We start from the raw sequence: 15,730 nt of genomic DNA, 5'->3' as shown, positions 1-15,730 counted from the left end.
TACGCTAAAGCTTGACGAATTGAACAAAAACACAAAAACACAAAGTAAAGAACAAAGAACAAAGAGCAAAGAGCAAAGAGCAAAGAACAGAGAGCAAAGAGCAAAAAAACTATTCCTGAAGCATATAACCTGTCCCTTTGATGGTGTGAATTAACTTGCCTTTGGTCTCGTCAATTTTATTTCGAATATAGGAGATATAAACATCTACTACATTGGTATTGGTGTCGTATTGAATGCCCCAAACTTGTTCTAAAATCTGGGTTCTCGAAATTACGCGTCCTTTGTTTTCCAAGAGATACAGCAAGAGCTTGTACTCTTTAGGGGATAAATCAATAATTTTCCCTGCTTGGGTGACCACGTGTTTCTCCGGATCTAGCTGCAAATCCCCACAGAGGTAATACTTCGTTTTGTTCTCGTAGTTGAACTTGGTTCGCCTCGTCAACGCATTGATTCGGGAGAGCAATTCACTAAAGTGAAAAGGCTTGGTCAAATAGTCATCCGCCCCCCCATCTAATGCGTCTATTTTATCTGTTGTATCACTCAATGCACTAAGCATGAGGATAGGTGTATAATCCTTTTTAAAGCGAATCATCTTCGTCAGTTGAATCCCGTCTATATCGGGTAGCATAATGTCCATGAGAATTAGATCCCAATCTCCGTTAAGCATATACTTGCGGGCTTCCTCTCCCGATGAAGCCAATTGTACATGCATCCCTTTTTCTTCTAATCCTTTGACTATGAATTCGCTAATTCGCTTGTCGTCTTCAACTAATAATATATTCACTACTTATTGTTATTTGAATTTGATTTCATAAAATCAGAAACCAGATACGCTATTAATTTGCCCACGAGGTGATTATTGGTTGGATAATCAAGCGTAGGTGCTCCTTCGCAAATGTGTAAGTAAGCCACATTGGACGATTCGGCAAAGAAATGCAGAAATTGTCGAGTTCGCTCTGCGGAGAACCCCGTAGGGGTAATCGCACTACTGGCAATTTGTGGAATCGCATCCAGGTCGATCTCAATGCCGTAAAAACCACTGTCAATGTGTTTTTTAGCAAGTAGCAATTCATTGCTAAACGACTTGTCTTTTCTGATGTTTATTTGTTCGTATGTATTGTATTTCACGCGATCGGCATGCAACTTAATCGCGCTAAAAATACCTTTAGAGGTATAGTTTTCGTGTAGGCCAAAAATGAAGTAGTTCTTCAGGAATCCCTCTTCAAAAGCATAGGAAAAACCGTTGCCACTGTGTCTGCCTTCTAGCGGTCTAAAATCAGTGTGTGCGTCAAAGTTGATGGCGTTGATGGCTTTTCCTTTGGCTAAGGCAGTTCCCTTGATATTTCCATAGGCATTGTTGTGTCCGCCGCCAATGACAATGGGAATTTTATTTGCTTTTACAATCTTCGCAATCAAATGAGAGACTTCCTTATCCAGAAGCTGAACCAATTCGAATAAGCGCTTGCGATCTGCTTTATTTGCGGGATCCAAGTGTTGGGCTTCTTCCATCTCAGCGCCAAAGTCTAGATGACCCAAAACGGTAACCCAATACCCTTTATTGAAGCGATTGTGCTGAATATTTAAAAAGGTAGCAATGAATTTGTCCCAAGCCGTTGCAGCTCCAGGACGACCAAAATTCGCTTTTACACCGATGTCTTCCGGAATTCCCAACACTACGTATTTACTTTCGTTTTGCGCGAGTTCCTTCTCCCAATCTGATGTATTTTGAATCAGGTGAATGCGTTCTCCTAATTTGATCTCACCATTTCTTAGACTCGTCAAGGCAAGGAGGCGATCTCTTGTGAAAAATGTAAGCTTAGCTTCTGTCATGTCCCAGTGTTTTTTGGTGTACTTGTGTGTTAATTTTTATAAGGTTGAATTTGACCATTTAAGATAACCGTTCCAATGGGGTTACTGCCAAAAGCATACGGTATTTCGTAAAAAGAATGCAGCGGTTTGCTAATGATCACGCTGGCTTTTTTACCCTTGGTAATACTGCCATGTGTTGCTCCCACTCCCATCGCATAGGCTCCGTTAATCGTTGCCGCATTGATCGCCTCTTCTGGGGTAAGCTTCATTTTAATACATGCTGTTGCCACTACAAAGTTCATATTGCCTGAAGGAGTTGTACCCGGGTTGGAGTCTGAGGCCAACGCTAAAGGCAATCCCGCATCTAGCATTTTTCTAGCAGGGGTGTAGGGAATAGAAATGAAAAATGAACAAGTAGGCAAGGCTACAGGCATTGTACCGCTATTTTTTAAAACCTCAATATCAGCATCCGTGACAATCTCCAAGTGATCGACCGAAAGGGCGTCGTGTTTTACACAGGCAGCAATACCGTCAATCGCAGTAAATTGATTCACGTGAATCTTCGCGCGTAAACCATATTGTTTGCCCGCTTCCATAATACGCGTTGTTTCTTCTACAGAAAAATAACCCGTCTCTAAAAAAGCATCGATGTATTCCGCTAGATTTTCTTTTGCTATAGCCGGAATCATTTCGTTGACAATCAAATCAATATAACCTTTGTGGTTGTCTTTGTATTCGCTTGGGAAAGCATGTGCGCCTAGGAATGTAGCCTTGATTGCAATCGGATACTGCTCTTTTAATCGCTTGATCACACGCAACATTTTGAGTTCCGATTCAACCGTTAAGCCATATCCCGATTTTATTTCTACCGCTCCCGTTCCTTGAGCAATTACTTCCTCTACGCGGTATTTTGATTGTTCGTATAGTTCTTCCTCGCTTGTTTCTTGTAGCTTTTTGGCCGAATTGAGAATACCGCCTCCGCGATTGAAGATCTCTTCATAACTCAATCCGTTTATGCGATCGACAAATTCTAAGGTTCTATTGCCCGCATAGACCAAATGGGTATGGCTATCCACCCAAGTAGGCAAAACCACACAACCTTGGGCATCAATTACTTGGGTATTGGATTCATTCACTGCTGGACAAGCTTCCATCTGGCCGTAATCCAAAATGTATTCGCCTTCAATTAATAAAAAAGCATCCTCTATTTTAGGTAACACTTTCATCGCTTCCCCTGCAATCAGTTCTACGTGTTCCGCTCTGGTTTGAAGTAATTCTTTTATGTTTTTTATTAAAATTCTCATGGTGTTTACTTATTTTTTTTGATTGCTATAAAAGTACGGTTTAAAAATGTTATATATTTAAACAAATTTACTAATGTGAGACGAGTTAAATATAGTAAAATAAGAAAACTTCAGCCAAATACTTTGGAATATTCTGGCTCTTTTCCCGATGTGCCAATTTCCATGCAGCTGTTTATTTATACGGAAGATCACTTTGAAGAGTATAATGATCTCAGTTTAAAGGAAATAGAAGAGGTGTTGAAAAATTCAAGCCCGGAAGCTATTAAATGGTTTAATCTACACGGTTTACACGATATTGAGCTTTTGAGAGAAATTGGAGCGTTTTTTCAGATACAATCCTATATCATGGCCGAAATTCTAAACTTTGGTCGCAGAACGCGAGTAGAAGATTTAGATGATACCTTGTTTTTTAGTCTAAAAGCGCTATTGCCCTACCAAGAGCTTCAAAAAAGCGTAGACATTGAACAGATAAGTTTTATTTTGCAACCCAATCTGCTTTTGTCCTTTCAAGAGAAAAGAGGTGAATTTTTCCATATTATACGCGAGCGCATACGCGGAAAAATCGGCCAAGTGCGCAAACGCGATACCGGCTATTTGTTGTATTTGTTGATCGATTCCCTAATGGATAGCTTCTTTATTACCTTGGATGTAGTTGAAGACAACGTAGAACAAATTTTGTTAGACGCCCGAAACAAGTACCACAAAGATATTTTGATTGGAATCGAAGAATATACCCAAGAGCTCAACGACATCAAACGTGCGGTAATGCCCATGCGAGAAATCCTCAATAACGTGAGAACCTTGCACGATAAAAAAACAAACCACCACACCATTATTAGTAAAGAGAGCTTGCTTTTTTACGATCGCCTCCAATATAAAAGTGTTGAGATTTTAGATCAAATTGAGTACAACCTCAACAAGCTCGATAGTGCAACAAATTATTACTTCTCCTCTCAAAGCAATCGGATGAATGAGATTATGAAGGTTTTGACCATCGTATCCGTGATCTTTATTCCACTGACCTTTATTGTTGGTGTCTATGGAATGAACTTCGAAAATATGCCTGAACTCAAAACAGAAGATGGCTATTTTATTACGCTGCTGGGAATGTTGATCCTCGTGGTCGCGATGATAGGATATTTCAAATGGAAACGCTGGTTTTAACTAGGTCAAATAGAACAAAAGCCCAACGACTCTCGTTGGGCTTTTGCATAGGAAACAACATATAACGTAGATAAAGTATATAACTTTATATCGTTCAATTTTAGGACTACTGCAAAAGGCTGTCGCAATTGGATGTATTCTGCTCCAATCCCGCATATTTCCTTATGCTGTAGCATATTCACGAACAAATTTAGATAACCTTCTTTAGTTGAACTAATTTATTTTCTTAAAAAGTAATTAAAGATATGGTAAAAGTTGCTGAGAATAGTTAAAAAAAACGAATAGAATATTGTTTATTTTTGAATTATTATTTTTAAAATTGTTTTTATTTTAAAAATAATGGATTTTTTATCTATAATGATTTTTGGATAACTGAAAAATATGATAAATATATAAAGAAGACTTATTTATGCTAAAAAAGTCAAGCAACGGCCATTACTAGGCGAGTAGCTGTTTTAAAAACAAAATACACCCTAGCGAAATTTTTAAAAAAACACTCTTTGTGTTGGCATAAGGTTACGCTATTCTCCCAGATAAAAAAAGGGGGAAAATGCGATTATTTATTAAATTGATTGACCTTGGAAGGAGTAGGGACGGTCTAATAATCAAAAATAAAAAAGAAATGTATTCTTTTTTTAATTATATTTGAGTTGTTTATGTTAAAAGCTGACATAAGAGGATAAGAGCGTCAAAATTAGTAAAAAATAATGAGTGATATGAAAAATGTGTATTTCTTAGCTTTGGGGTTGTCTCTGTTGGGTACCCAACAATTTTATGCCCAAAGTATTCATGGAAAATTCTATAATAAGGAAACAAATCAAGTACTAGCAGATGCAAGAGTAGCCTTTTACAATGATAAAGAGCAAAAGATTATCGAAATGATGGTCGATCAAGAGGGAGCATTTGATATTAATAGTAAAAGTGTTGAGAACGTACACAAGATTGTGGGTACAGCTGAAGGATATAATTCTGCAGAAGTTGTGGTTAGCAATATACTGGACGATTTAGAAATTAACTTTACACTGACCAAGGCCTTAGGGTATACAAAACAATCCAAAGACGCAGGGGGAAAACAAGCCCAAGCATCGGCTTCTACTGCTAAAGAGCTGTTGCCGTTTTACATTCAATACGATTTTAATAGTTCATATTTTACAGATGAAAATCGCGCAGTTGCGTATCAATTATTGAAGTATATGAATGTAAATACTTCAAAAACAGTGGTAATACGCTCCTATGTTGAGACGAGAACCAACGGAAAATACAATGCATGGATGGGCGATCGAAGAGCACAACGCGTGATAGACTTTTTAATTGAAAACGGCATTAGCCCTAATCGATTAGTCAAAGATGTCGTAGCCCTTTCTCAAAGTGCTACAACCCGAGAGGGTACAGTGGGAACAGGAAAAGATTTTAGAAGATGTGATTTCTTGCTATTGTAATACGAAAAACTGATGCTTGTCGTCAGTTTTTTTTTGGTACATCCTTTAATTTAGGTGGCTAAAAAGGGCGATCATGTCGGAGTTTTTCTTATTTTTGGGGCCTAAATAACAACACACTATGGAATTAAAGTATCAAGGAAAAACAAAAGATGTTTACAGCTTAGCAAATCATCAAGTGCTTTTAAAGTTTAAAGACGATGTAACCGGAACAGACGGTGTTTTTGATCCAGGAGCAAACACAGTAGGTCTTACCATTGAAGGCGCTGGTAGAAGTGGTCTAAAAATGACAAAGTATTTCTTTGAATTGGCAAATGCTAAACAAATTCCTACGCATTATGTTTCTGCTGATTTGGACGATGTTTCGATGATCGTAAAAGAAGCTGTTCCTTTCGGAAAAGGATTAGAAGTAATCTGTAGATACCGTGCAGTAGGTAGTTTTTTCAGAAGATATAACGGTTATTGCACAGAAGGGCAAGCGTTGGATAGCTTTGTGGAAATTACCCTTAAAGACGACGAAAAAGGAGATCCTGTCATTTCTGAAGACGCTTTAGCTATGTTGGGAATCTTATCTCACCAAGAGTATAGCACGTTGAAAGCGCTGACTAAAACAATTTGTTTGATGGTCAAAGAAGAACTGGCGAAAAAGAACTTAGAGCTATATGATATTAAATTGGAGTTCGGTAGAGATAAAGCTACGAATGAAATAATATTAATAGACGAAATATCAGGAGGAAATATGCGTGTATACCAAAACGGTACCTATGTTGCCCCATTAGATTTGGAGAAACTTTTTTTGAGTGACCTATAAAAATAGAAAAGGAGAAGCACAGGCTTCTCCTTTTTTTATTGAATTACTTTTTTCTCTACGTAGTCTGAATTCATCAAGCGCAAAATACCCATATAATCCATGTGAAAGGAGATGGTATCACCCACTTTGAGTTGCTCAGGGTTGGAATCTAAATCTATGACCATCATATCTGAACTAGACCCTACCAGTTGATGGTTGGGATTAACGGGAAAGAAATGTTCCATGTCGATATCCAATAAGCCTAAATCAATAATGGCTCTAAATTTGGTCACGTGTTCCCAAGCGGGGTCAAACTCAATTTTTTCACCTGTCATATTGATTCCTGTTTCTCCACTGGGCATCATTGGTTTTTCGTGTAGTTCGATGATTTCGGCATGCAACTTAAAAATATGTTGTTCATAGGCTTCATATTGACTGCCGTCATACGCATTTGTTCCCATAAACAAGGTTTCGCCAATGCGAAAGTGATTGATGGCTTTCGGCAATTGACCGTTGGTGATTAAGGGAATAGTTACAGAGGCACCTCCCGAAATAAAAGGGAGTTTTTTGTTGAACCTCAGTTCTAGCACTTCTTTGTACAAACTCAGCTGAATTAATTTATCATTGTTGGGGAGAATCCCATACATACAGGTTAGGTTTGTTCCTAAGCCTATAATTTCGATGTTTGGCAAGCTGAAGACCTTTTCGTAAAACGAGATGAGATCCTCGCGTAAAACGCCTTCTCTCAGCTCGCCCAGCTCCACCATAATGATGATCTTGTGCAATTTTTGCTGTTTGACTGCCTCTTGAGACAAGAGCTTAATCGTTTCCAATTCGGTGTTGAAACTGATATCTGCATACTCGACAATCTCGTCAATACTGCCGTTGGGTGCTGGTTTAATATAGATCGTTTCAATGTTGGGATCGATCAACTTGATGCTCTTTAAATTCGAAACGCGTGAATCACAGATTTGCTTGGGCTTTAATTCCAAGACTTCTTTCAAAAACAGCGAGTTACCGCAAAGCAATTTACCCACAACAGCCCAAGTAATTCCCTCTGTGTCAAAAAGGGTTTGCAGCAGGTCAAAATTGTGTTTTAATTTTGTCTTATTTAAGGTAATACAAGCCATTATTTGTTGTTTAATCTCATTTCTATATACTTCTTCTCAAATCCTTTGCGCTCGTATAAATGTTGGGCAGGATTGTTAAAATCAACGTGTAAGGCAATAGAACCGGTGAGTACCGTTTTGAGGTAATCGATTATTTTTCCGCCAATGCCCTTTCCTCTTTGGGCTTGGTCTGTCGCAATATAGACTAAAATATGTTCAGGGATAAATCCTTCCATCAAGGTATTTAATACCACGGTCATACCAACGATTTGCTGCTCTTCTTTTGCAATGACAATCACCCCTCCTGGTTTGTTGTTTCTGCCTAGCGCATAATCAATGGCTTTGACAATGTCTTCCTTTGCATCTCCGTATTGCTCGAGATGCTCAAATAAGAAGTTTGCGTATTGTTCTACTTGTTCTTGACTGACGGGACTGTCTGAATTCTTTTTCTCTATTTGAATCATAATGTGAGTTTTTACAACTAGGTAAGGATACTAAGGTAAAAACCGAATAAATTATAAAGAATCAGCAGAATGAAATGCCGATGTATTGTACTTACTCCAAAAAAAAAAGTAAATATCATTCGAGTGGGTAGATAAACCCTAGCATACCAATTACAATAGTTGAAAATTGTAAAATAAAATGTTTAAACCATAAAAGTACAAAAATATAGGCTTTGTTGCAAATTTTTTAGAATTAATCTGATTTTTATTTCGATTAAATTGAGAATTATGCAAAAAAATAAGCCTATAAAAAACAAGGTCAACACTTGCTTTTTATAGGCTTACCGCCGATTGGCTTCTGGCTAAATATCTTTGCGATACGTTTTTCGCTCTTTGTGAATTTCTGGGTTTAAATGTTTCCACAATTGCTGAATCTTGGTGTTTTCAACTAATAGGGGATTGGTTTCCACATGCTTGATTTTATGTTTGACAAAACAAGCGTATATCTCTTCAAAGATAAGCGCAGTAACGCCTTTGTTTCTATATTCTGGATCTACGCCAATTAAATAGTATTCCGCTCGGTTGTTGTGCTTCATCGCTTGCAATAAATGGATGAACCCAAAGGGAAATAACTTGCCTTTGGTTTTTTGGAATGCCTTTGAAAATGAGGGCATCGTAATGGCAAAGGCAATCATCTTGTCGTTTTCATCCATCACACAGGAAATAAAGTCTGGATGAATGAATTGCAAATACTTCTTTTTGTAGTGCTCAATCTGAAAGGGCTCTATCGGAACAAAACTCTGTAAATCGGCATAGGTCTTGTTCAATAAGGCGAACATCTCATCGACATAAGGCATTAGTTCCTTAGTAGTTTTAAATTGCAGTGGCTTTACGCGGAAGCGCTGTTGTACTATGGCAGACATTTTGGTGATCTTTTCTTCATCAAAGCTCTTGATGTCCAAACTGTACTCCAACCATTCTGCTTCTGGTTTAAAACCTAGGCTGTGGAGGTGTTGTGGATAGTATTCGTAATTGTATAACCCAATCATAGTAGCCAAACGATCGAATCCCTTGGTCAGCATGCCCGCTTTGTCCATATTGGAAAATCCCATCGGTCCTTCCATATACTCCATATTGTTCGCTTTTCCAAATTCCTCTACCTTAGCTAATAAGGCTTTGGTAACCGCTAAATCATCAACAAAGTCAAACCAACCAAACCTCACTTTTGGCTTGTGTAAATCCTTGACCTCCGTCCAGTTGATGCAACAGGCAATTCGCCCAACAACCTTCTGATTCTTATAGGCAAGGAAAAAGCGAACGTCAACCGTTTTGAATATATCGTTGGACGCATCAAAACTCTTTACTTCTTCTTTAATTATGGAGGGAACCCAGTATGGGTTGTCTTTGTATAGGGTAAAGGGAAATTGGACAAACTCCTTCATCTCCTTTCTTGTAATCGCTTGCTTAACTTCGATCATTTCTCTTGAATTAAAATCTAAAATCTCGCTAAAAATACTAAATATTATGGTGGTATTCCGTTTTTATCTGCTTTAAAATTAATCCCCATCGCTTAGAGCTAGCCTAGGTGGATACTCGTAAATGTTAAATAATAAGATTTAACATAACTTCAATTTTTGTAGGTAGATAGGGGAAAGTAGTAATTAATATTTATTTAAACTGAGTAAAAATAATTGTTTTGCTTTTTTTGTTTGCTTCTTGTTTGGATTTAGGCAATGGCAAGTAATTTTGATTTTTTAAAATTAGATTAATTTAGACTCGTTAAAATTAACTTGATATTTTATGATTAATCTAAGGCGGTTAAACAAATGGGCATGGGCTATCCTATTAGCAGTGCCAACCGTGACTTTATCGGCAACCATGTATGGGCTATATCACGAGGCTAAGGCCAGCGAGTGGAGGCTTTATGCAGAGGAAGAAAATGATGGAACCAATGATCATGTGATCTTACATGACGACTTTTCCAATAATGCAGCGGGATGGACGTTTGTCAATGCTACACTAAATAAGTGGCATGCGGGGTTTCCGGCTGCATTTTTAGCGGCTGGAGAAGCATCCCAAGGGTTGTATGTGAGTGATACCGAAGGTAGTTTTACCTATGCTCAAGGCGAAGCGGTTGTCTCTCACGCGTATAAAGCGGTGCAATTACCGTCAAACATCCAAGAAGTAACGGTTAGCTTCGATTGGATTAGCGAAGGGTATGCCAACACCAATTGGGTGACTTTAGAATCGATTCCATTGGACTATATGCGGGTATGGATAGTCCCTTCAACCTATGTTCCTATTGCCAATCAAGCGATTACCGCTTCAACGAGTGGTGGGGTTAACCTCAACAATGCGGCCTATGTAGAAAATCCGCTTTTACGCCATGAAGTAAGAACCGTAGATGTCAGTTCGTTGGCGGGACAAGAAGTGAAATTGGTCTTTGAATGGACTAATGAGGCTACAGGATGGCCTCGAAAACCTGCGGCTGTGCGCAACCTAAAAATAGATGCAGTGGCTTGCCGAACCATTGCCGACCTCCCTTTTGTCGAAAATTTTGCCAGGGTATCCACCACAAGAGATTGTTGGACTATTGTCAACAACAACAACGATTTCCGTCTTTGGAAATTTGGTACGGATTTTATCTATGACGAGATTACTGAAACCAACAATCCCATCGAAGTAGCCCTGATTACAACCAATGGAACCAGAGGAAATAACGACGATTGGCTGATGACACCGACGATTAGGTTGACCGGAAATCAGCGTTTGCGCTATACTTATCGCGTACAATCTGAAAGTATGCCCAATGATTTTAGGGTTTTACTCTCTTTAGATGGTCCAGAAATAAACAATTTTTCTCAAATTTTAGTTCCTACTACTGCCTATTCCAATACGCAATTTGTTGAAAATGTAGTGGATTTAGTTGACGCTAATGGCGTTGGTATTACCGGTGATGCAACGATTGCATGGCATGTACCGCGAACGCAGAATAACGGTTGGGCGTTGGTTTTGAGTCAGGTAACAGTTGAAGATATACCGCTGTGTCCTAAACCGATTGATCTAGCGGTTATGTCAAATGAGGTGAGTTGGACGCCTGAGGGGGAGGAAAGTCAATGGGAGGTTGTTGTGCGTACGCCTCAAGTAGGCACACCTACAACAAATGGCGTTCGCGTACAAGCACCCAATTATACGATGCCCAATCTGGCGGTATCTACAGCCTATGAAGTTTTTGTTCGAGCCATATGTCAAGCCAATGACACTGGAGAAGAGCTGTATTCTGATTGGGTAGGACCGGTCGCTTTTAGGGCGCCTATGGTGGTTACACCTTTGCCTTATGAAGAAGACTTTGAGGGCCAACCCCTTTTTGAATTTGGCAATGATACAACCAATCAATGGATGATTGGATCTGCCCCTCATGAGGGCAGAAACAAGGCGTTGCACATCAGCAATGGAGAGGATAACTATCAATACACGCTGAATGTAAAACAGACCTCTCACGCGTATAAAGATATTTTTATCCCCGAGGGAGGTCAAGAAATTTTGGTCGAGTTTGGTTGGAAAAACAGAGGAGAATCAGACAAAGATTACTTCAAAGTATGGCTGGTTCCAACCAACTATATTCCAACAGAAAGAAGGAGAATTACGGAGGTTGCAAGTAGGGGAATTCAACTTGACTCTAATGCCTTTTACTTGTCTTCTTCTTTTACGCGTACGAGTTTATACGCCGCTGTAAGTAATTTTGCGAATCAACCCATGCGCTTGGTTTTTGAATGGCAAAATGACACGAGTAGGGGAGAACAACCACCGGCAGCAATTGATAATTTGTCGGTAAAAGTACAAAACTGCCTTCGACCAAGTGCTTTGGTCACTACAGCTATTACGCAGACTACAGCGGAACTTTCGTGGACAAATGCACCTGCTGTGTCGAACTACGATATTTTTCTATCTACGACAAATACAAGACCCGCAGATAACGCTGTGCCAACATATGCTGGAGTTTCGAATCCGTTTGTCCTTACCAATTTAAGCCCGAATACCCGCTACTATGTGTGGGTTCGCTCAGCTTGTAGTGCAACTGAACACGGTTTTTGGTCGGATGTAGCTGATTTTGTAACTGCCCAGATTCCTGGAGAATTACCTTTGTTGGATGATTTTCAAGGCGATAATAAATGGACCACTACGATTGCGTCCAAAAATAAATGGGAAATGGGGCGAGCTACTGGTTTTCAAAGTAACCAATCAATGTACATCTCGTATGATAGGGGAGTACAAAATAGCTACGATGTTGGTCAGGCCTCGGTTTCTCATGCTTATCGCGATATATTAATTCCTGATGATGCCGATGAATTGACCATCGAATACGATTGGAAATCCATGGGAGAGATTACAAGAAATAATCCAAAAGATTACTTTAGACTGTTGAAAGTACCTCTTACAACTCACCCAGATGGAAGGACTCCTCTACCGTTATCCGATGAACATATCGTAGTTGGTAAACCGTTTTATGCTGGATCAAATCAATGGAATAGGGCAACAGCAGTTTTAAATGTTAGCGCCCACCAAGGAGAAGTGATTCGCCTTGTTTTTGAGTGGGTCAACAATGGAGCTTTAGGAGAACAACCCCCTGCAGCCATTGACAATTTCAATGTGAGCGTTTCTACATGTTTGAGTCCAATCAAACCCCAAGCGGAATTAATTCGCTATACTTCTAATATACGCCTGTCTTGGGAAGCTCAAAGAGGGGAAAACAAATGGGAAGTGTTTGTTACCACTCAAGGAGCCCCCGAACCCGCAGCTGATGCAACGGGAATTGTAGTGGAGGGTGAGCCTACGCTTTTATTGGAAAATGTGGCTTCAGGTCAGTATTTTGTTTACTATGTGCGCACCATTTGTTCGGATGAAAATGGGGAAACCAAAACCATTTGGATCGGACCGACAAAATACTCCTATTTTGTACCTGATATGTGTGCGGACTTACAAGGGGGAATAGAGGGAATACCTCCTTCTGAAACCAATAACTATAGCATCTGTGAACCAGGTCCTGTACAGCGAAAACTCGAAGCGCGTTATTTTGATATTAAAACAACGGATACGTATAAAGTAGAAGCCATCGACTACAATCCTCCTTTTCCTTTCTACGGAGGGGATATGATTGACCTCACACGAGATGATTATTGGTCTAATACCATTAATTTAGGCTTTGATTTTTGTTTCTTTGGCAAGCGATACGACAAAGTGTTAATCACAACCAATGGGGCGATTACCTTTAGTGTTGCGGGAGAGGTAGAAGGTGGACGTTATTCGCCTGAAACACATAGCCCTTGGAGCTTTTCTCAAGCTATCCCTTATCAAGCGAGAACCAATGAGCCTCCTTTTGTCAATGCCATTTTTGGTGTAATGCAGGATTTAGATCCCAATTATTCCCCCGAAGATTATGCCGTGAATTACCAGGTTTTAGGTACATTTCCCTGTCGTGCTTTGGTGTTTAACATCTATCACTTGGGCTTGTTTGGCGTACACCACAATCCACACGATGTGGAAGGCTCCACCCAAACCTCTCAAATCGTCTTATACGAAGGAACAAATATCATTGAAGTTCACGTGAAAAATCGACCAGTTGCACGAGATTTTGGTTCTAATCACAACCAAAGTAATGGATTAATTGGCATCCAAAACGAAGACGGAACAAAAGCACATTACCCCGGAGAAGATGGAGGTGTAAATAGAAATACAGGAAACTGGAATGCCTCGAATGAAGCTTGGCGCTTTGTTCCTAACGGGCAATCAACGGTTGATTTTAAATGGTATAAAGACGGGGTTTTCTTTTCGTCTGAGGAAGAAATTGACGTAGAGATTTCCGCATCTGTAAATTATACGGCAAAGGCAAGGTACCAAACATGTGACGGAGAAGAATTTACCGTTGAGCGCGTGTTTAATTTCTTAAAAGAAGAATTTGAAATTCCCCCATTAGCCGATCAATATGTTTGCAGTACTAACGAAAATGTCAATCGTCCTATTGCCGTCGATATTGCCGAACCTAGACAAATAATCTTAGCCAATTTAGGTGCCCAAGCAAGCGAACAATATGCCGTGCATTACTACGGAAATGAGGATTTAATGGACCTTCTAGACGATGAAATTGATATTTTATCCACTCGTCGCATTTATGTAGAAGTAGTGAATAAAACAACAGGATGTTCGCGTGTTAGCAGTTTCTTAGTGGTGCGTTTACCTTTAATAGAAGTGACGCAATTAAAAGATGTTGAGGTTTGTACAAGCTATACCCTACCAGCTCTCAAAGAAGGGGAGGGCTACTTTACGCAACCCAATGGACAAGGAGAAACCTACCAGGGGGGAGATCGCTTTGCCATTTATGGGACATCTACCCTGTATATCTACAAAAAAGGAGAACAGCATTGTGACAACCAAAGCAGTTTTACCGTGGAGGTGCACGAGCCTATTCAGGCAGACGTGTTGGATGATGTGGTGATCTCCTGTGAAAACTTTGTACTTCCTCCTTTGTCTGCCGGAAATAAATACTATACCCAACCCCATGGAGGTGGAGTTGAATTGGATGAAGGTCTAGAAATTCTATTGCCGATGACGGTGTATATCTATGCAAAAAGAGGGTCAGAAGCGGTGTATTGTACAGATGAAAGTAGCTTTTCAATTACCTATGAACCCTGTCCGTTGCCCAAGGGATTCTCCCCCAATGGCGATGGTATTAACGACGCTTTAGACCTCTCGAAGTATGGGGTGTCAAAAATTCAGATTTTCAATCGCCATGGCGTGGAAGTCTATTCCCATGGTCAAGGATATAAAGATCAATTTATCGGCAAAGATAAATCAGGTCAAACCCTTCCTTCAGGAACGTATTATTATATTGTGATCTCTCACGGCGTTCAACAAACAGGTTGGTTGCAAATCAATTATTAAAATAAAACACAGTAGAAAATAAAAAACCAACGGACTTCCGTTGGTTTTTTTATGCTGTAGTATTAAGCAATTCGCTTGATGGTGATCATGTTATTGTGTACTATACTCGAAGGCATGGATCGAACTGAAAATTGAAGGGGGTCAAAGAGTTGCTTGTACTTTTCGTTTCGCTCTTCATCTTCGGCAGAAAGTACAATAGTATTAAAAATAATAAAACCATTGACTGTTAACAGCTGTTGCAAGTGATGAACAAAATAGTGTTCAAACAGAAAAGAAGGCATATGACTGTCTTGAAAAATATCAATGACGATCAAATCGAATGCCTCTTTACACGATAACACATATTCAAAAGCATCGCGTTGAATAATGTGGTGCTTCTCCTTGTAACGATCGAGATTAAAATACTTTTTTGCCACGAATAAAATGGCTTCATCGAGTTCAATACTAGTAATTGTTCCCTTAAAATTAATCTCATCTCGCAATAAATGGACGGTACTACCAGCACCTAAACCGAGGTTCAGCACGCGATTCATCCCCTTGATCTTTTGATAACCAATGAATTTGAAGCCTTTCTTAAACACTTGTTCTAATTGCCCATAGGAGTAATTGGTGTTTTTGGTATCCAACACCAGCTGCCCTTTAAGCCAAGTTACTTCTAACTTCGTATTGATTTTCGAACGAACTTTTCGCACGGGAATAGGAGTAAGGTAACTCAACCATCTTTTTAGCATATCTT

At 39.5% G+C, this 15,730-nt stretch carries 11 protein-coding genes; 4 read left to right on the top strand and 7 right to left on the bottom strand.

Annotated elements, in window-relative coordinates:
• Nucleotides 1-109 precede the first annotated feature (109 nt).
• Genes HX062_RS12670 through hutI form a run of 3 tightly spaced genes read right to left on the bottom strand, consistent with a single transcriptional unit; the run spans nt 110 to nt 3,113 of the window.
• The gene (locus tag HX062_RS12670; RefSeq protein WP_286467671.1) at nt 110-784 is read right to left on the bottom strand and encodes a response regulator transcription factor; all 675 of its coding nucleotides are present in this window, start codon (nt 782-784) and stop codon (nt 110-112) included.
• Nucleotides 784-1,830 carry a formimidoylglutamase gene (locus HX062_RS12665; RefSeq protein ID WP_182626628.1) on the bottom strand — a complete coding sequence of 349 codons (1,047 nt, stop codon included), beginning with the start codon at nt 1,828-1,830 and terminating at the stop codon, nt 784-786. The genes HX062_RS12670 and HX062_RS12665 overlap by 1 nt, the downstream gene beginning before the upstream one ends.
• 29 nt (nt 1,831-1,859) lie before the next feature.
• Complete coding sequence (gene hutI, locus HX062_RS12660; RefSeq protein WP_286467669.1) at nt 1,860-3,113, bottom strand: imidazolonepropionase; 1,254 nt, start codon at nt 3,111-3,113, stop codon at nt 1,860-1,862.
• Nucleotides 3,114-3,188: 75 nt separating this feature from the next.
• Here hutI and corA point away from each other — a divergent pair, with 75 nt between their 5' ends.
• From corA to HX062_RS12645, 3 genes are all read left to right on the top strand, one after another.
• The gene (corA, locus tag HX062_RS12655; protein WP_182626626.1) at nt 3,189-4,277 is read left to right on the top strand and encodes a magnesium/cobalt transporter CorA; all 1,089 of its coding nucleotides are present in this window, start codon (nt 3,189-3,191) and stop codon (nt 4,275-4,277) included.
• Nucleotides 4,278-4,984: 707 nt separating this feature from the next.
• Nucleotides 4,985-5,716, top strand: coding sequence for an OmpA family protein (locus HX062_RS12650; protein ID WP_255492386.1), 732 nt, complete (start codon nt 4,985-4,987; stop codon nt 5,714-5,716).
• Between the two features lie 118 nt (nt 5,717-5,834).
• Nucleotides 5,835-6,524, top strand: coding sequence for a phosphoribosylaminoimidazolesuccinocarboxamide synthase (locus HX062_RS12645; RefSeq protein ID WP_182626625.1), 690 nt, complete (start codon nt 5,835-5,837; stop codon nt 6,522-6,524).
• Between the two features lie 35 nt (nt 6,525-6,559).
• Here the strand turns inward: HX062_RS12645 and HX062_RS12640 are convergent, their stop codons facing one another.
• From HX062_RS12640 to HX062_RS12630, 3 genes are all read right to left on the bottom strand, one after another.
• Nucleotides 6,560-7,633: an alanine racemase gene (locus tag HX062_RS12640; protein ID WP_182626624.1), complete on the bottom strand. Its 1,074-nt coding sequence runs from the start codon at nt 7,631-7,633 to the stop codon at nt 6,560-6,562.
• Entirely contained in the window at nt 7,633-8,076 is a 444-nt protein-coding gene (locus HX062_RS12635) for a GNAT family N-acetyltransferase (protein WP_182626623.1), read from the bottom strand. The genes HX062_RS12640 and HX062_RS12635 overlap by 1 nt, the downstream gene beginning before the upstream one ends.
• Before the next feature lie 341 nt (nt 8,077-8,417).
• Nucleotides 8,418-9,533 carry an N-acetyltransferase gene (locus HX062_RS12630; protein ID WP_182626622.1) on the bottom strand — a complete coding sequence of 372 codons (1,116 nt, stop codon included), beginning with the start codon at nt 9,531-9,533 and terminating at the stop codon, nt 8,418-8,420.
• Nucleotides 9,534-9,855: 322 nt separating this feature from the next.
• On the opposite strand from HX062_RS12630, the gene HX062_RS12625 reads away from it, so the two are divergent.
• Nucleotides 9,856-14,994 (top strand): NIDO-like domain-containing protein, encoded by a 5,139-nt coding sequence (locus tag HX062_RS12625; RefSeq protein ID WP_286467668.1) that lies wholly within the window; start codon nt 9,856-9,858, stop codon nt 14,992-14,994.
• A gap of 62 nt (nt 14,995-15,056) precedes the next feature.
• Here HX062_RS12625 and HX062_RS12620 read toward each other — a convergent pair whose 3' ends face one another.
• Complete coding sequence (locus HX062_RS12620; protein ID WP_286467667.1) at nt 15,057-15,725, bottom strand: spermidine synthase; 669 nt, start codon at nt 15,723-15,725, stop codon at nt 15,057-15,059.
• Between the last annotated feature and the right edge of the window lie 5 nt (nt 15,726-15,730).

Origin of the sequence: Myroides sp. DF42-4-2 (assembly GCF_030326445.1) — a bacterium.
Taxonomy (GTDB): Bacteria; Bacteroidota; Bacteroidia; order Flavobacteriales; family Flavobacteriaceae; genus Flavobacterium.
This window is presented reverse-complemented; position numbering and strand designations above follow the sequence as displayed.